The following is a 2,456-nucleotide window of genomic DNA, read 5'->3' on the forward strand; positions in this document are numbered from 1 at the left end:
ATTTTCAACTTTTGCATTATCAATCGTAAATATCTCTTGCCAATCACTCTTTAAGAGGTTGTGTGTCATCATTGCTGCCAAGGTGAAGGAATCGCTGTTGTAGAAAGCACTTCTCCCGTAACAATCTAATCGCCATTTGCCTATTTTAAAGGAATGACTTTAGGAATGCTGATTGCCATACTAAATGTAGTTTCAGTTATCATCACTGCTTTCAATTAATAAAGCTTCAAGCTCTACTAATATTTTTTGTAATCGCTTGTGCTGATTGGGATTATCCCAAACCTTTGATTTTTTTACTTTAATGTAGGCTTCATCTATCTTCTTCTTTAAAGAAGATGATTTTTTATCTGTATTTCCAGGCGTGTTTGCTTGAATTTCAGCAAGACGCTCTTTAATTTGACTTAAAGATAAATTATTTTGAATTGCATCAGACAGTAATGATTTACGTAGGGCTTCATCCCTAACCCGCGCAATCACTTTGGCTTTAGTATACTCGATTACTCCTGACCGGAGAGCTTCCATAACATCTATAGGAAGTTTTAATAATGGGAGACGATTGGTTCTAAAACTTTCGGGGGAAAACTTTCCGATTGTGTTAAATACCTCAAGTAGAGACTGCCATTCTTGGCTGTGGATAACGTTATCCACAGCCTCTCGTTCTGGATGAGCTGCTGATTGAAGTAAAGCAACTATTGATTCTGTGGTTTGATTAAGTTTTAATCCTAAGAGAGCAACAATACTCTCTGTTTCCTCAATTGGGTTTAAGTCCTCTCTTTGGAGATTTTCCGAGAGTGCTAGTTCAAGTGCTTCAACATCTGTCATTTCCCTGATAACAGCAGGTACAAACTCTAATTGAGCAGTTTTAGCCCCTCGGAAACGACGTTCTCCTGCAACTAGTTCATATTTTCCATCCTTTTGAGGACGGACGAGAAGGGGCTGAAGAATTCCATGCTGTTTAATTGACTCTACTAACTCATGCATGGCTTGAGGAGCAAAGTAGCGACGAGGTTGTTGATGTGGTAAAACTATTTGTTCTATTGGGATAAGGAAAGCAGCGCTACTATTGTCTACTGCTTCTTCAACTCCAAATAAAGCATCAACTCCTTTAATTTCGTAAGGTTGATTAACACGCTTCTTCAGACTCATGGTAACGTCTCCAAACTTTGAGCAATCTGTTTAAGAATAGTGACAGATGGATGCTTAGAATTGTAAAGTGCTAAAGGTATATGCTCTTGGGCTGCATCAGCAAAAGCTACTGATCGCGGAATAGCTGGATAGATGGTACCAATTTTAGATAGAGAATTAGTAATTGACTGTAAGCTTTGGGAGCCTTGTCCAGTTCGGTTATCGTACATAGTTGGAACTACTCCAGCAATCTGTAATTTTCGATTTGCCCGAGAACGGACACGCGCAATCGTTGTTAACAATAGTTCTGTTCCTTTTAAAGCTTTATATTCAGTTTGAATAGGAATGAGTACATGTGTGGCTGCCACCAAGCTAATATAGCTAAGAATACCGAGACTTGGCGGACAATCAACTAAAATGAACTGGTATTGTGCTAGAACTGGTTCAAGAGCCTCCTTTAGCCGAATATCTCGCATATCTGCGACAACAAGTTCTAATTCTGCGCCACTTAAGTTGATGTTCGCGGGAGCCATATCCATACCATGTATATTCTGATGAATTGGTAATGGTTCTTCTCCCAAAATAGCTTCATAAACTGTCTTACCTAGTTCAGATGGCTCTAATCCCATAAAAGTAGTTAGTGAAGCTTGGGGGTCCATATCCACTAATAAAACGTTTTGCTGACTTTGAGCCAAATGGTAGCCTAAATTCATTGTCAGAGTAGTTTTGCTGACACCACCCGACTGATTAAAAATTGCAATGACCTTGCTCATTAACTGAACAGAAATAATAAAGACATCAACTTAACAATATCGGTATCAGTCACATACTGGCAAAAGAAACTTACATTAGCAGAGACTGAACTTTAACATTTCAACTAGAATTTTGCTCATTCTATTACTATTGCTAACTCTTTCAGTCTCCACAAGCAAGGGTTAATCTGGTGTCAGCCCTACTACGCCGACTTTCAAGCTTAAACTAGAGTGAGTTTTCAATGATAATAATAGTGGGCATTTAACTTAGTATCTATGTACTATAATTAACTGAATTCCAGTATTATAATGATGTGCGGCATCTGATCATAAGCAATGTCCACTCCCCCTAATCTTTCCCCTCAACAAGTAAGCGCCTTTCCTCAACACGAAACAATCACCGGAGTCGTAGAACGCCTAACTTTTTACTCTGCTGAGTCAGGCTACACTGTGGCAAGACTGACTCGCCCCCGCAACACAGAACTCACAACAATTGTCGGCAGCTTTGCCAATATTCAGCCAGGTCAAACTCTACAGCTAACTGGTTTCTGGCGTGACCATCAGATCGGAAGAGCACAC

At 39.6% G+C, this 2,456-nt stretch carries 2 protein-coding genes and 1 pseudogene; 1 reads left to right on the top strand and 2 read right to left on the bottom strand.

Going from position 1 to position 2,456, the window contains the following annotated elements; all coding sequences use genetic code 11:
- Window positions 1–192: 192 nt before the first annotated feature.
- Entirely contained in the window at window positions 193–1,146 is a 954-nt protein-coding gene (locus H6G26_RS44130; RefSeq protein ID WP_190737767.1) for a ParB/RepB/Spo0J family partition protein, read from the bottom strand.
- Window positions 1,143–1,898 (bottom strand): ParA family protein, encoded by a 756-nt coding sequence (locus H6G26_RS40870; protein WP_190737769.1) that lies wholly within the window; start codon window positions 1,896–1,898, stop codon window positions 1,143–1,145. Before H6G26_RS40870 ends, H6G26_RS44130 begins: the two co-directional genes overlap by 4 nt.
- A 315-nt stretch (window positions 1,899–2,213) precedes the next feature.
- Between H6G26_RS40870 and H6G26_RS40875 the strand changes: the two are divergent.
- Window positions 2,214–2,456, top strand: a pseudogene (locus H6G26_RS40875) (ATP-dependent RecD-like DNA helicase); the annotation flags it as partial.

Source organism: Nostoc sp. FACHB-888 (assembly GCF_014696655.1).
Lineage (GTDB): Bacteria > Cyanobacteriota > Cyanobacteriia > Cyanobacteriales > Nostocaceae > Nostoc.

Coding starts and splice junctions, on each gene's coding strand:
- H6G26_RS44130 (WP_190737767.1), bottom strand. CDS start 1,146: ATGAGTCTGAAGAAGCGTGTTAATCAACCTTACGAAATTAAAGGAGTT.
- H6G26_RS40870 (WP_190737769.1), bottom strand. CDS start 1,898: ATGAGCAAGGTCATTGCAATTTTTAATCAGTCGGGTGGTGTCAGCAAA.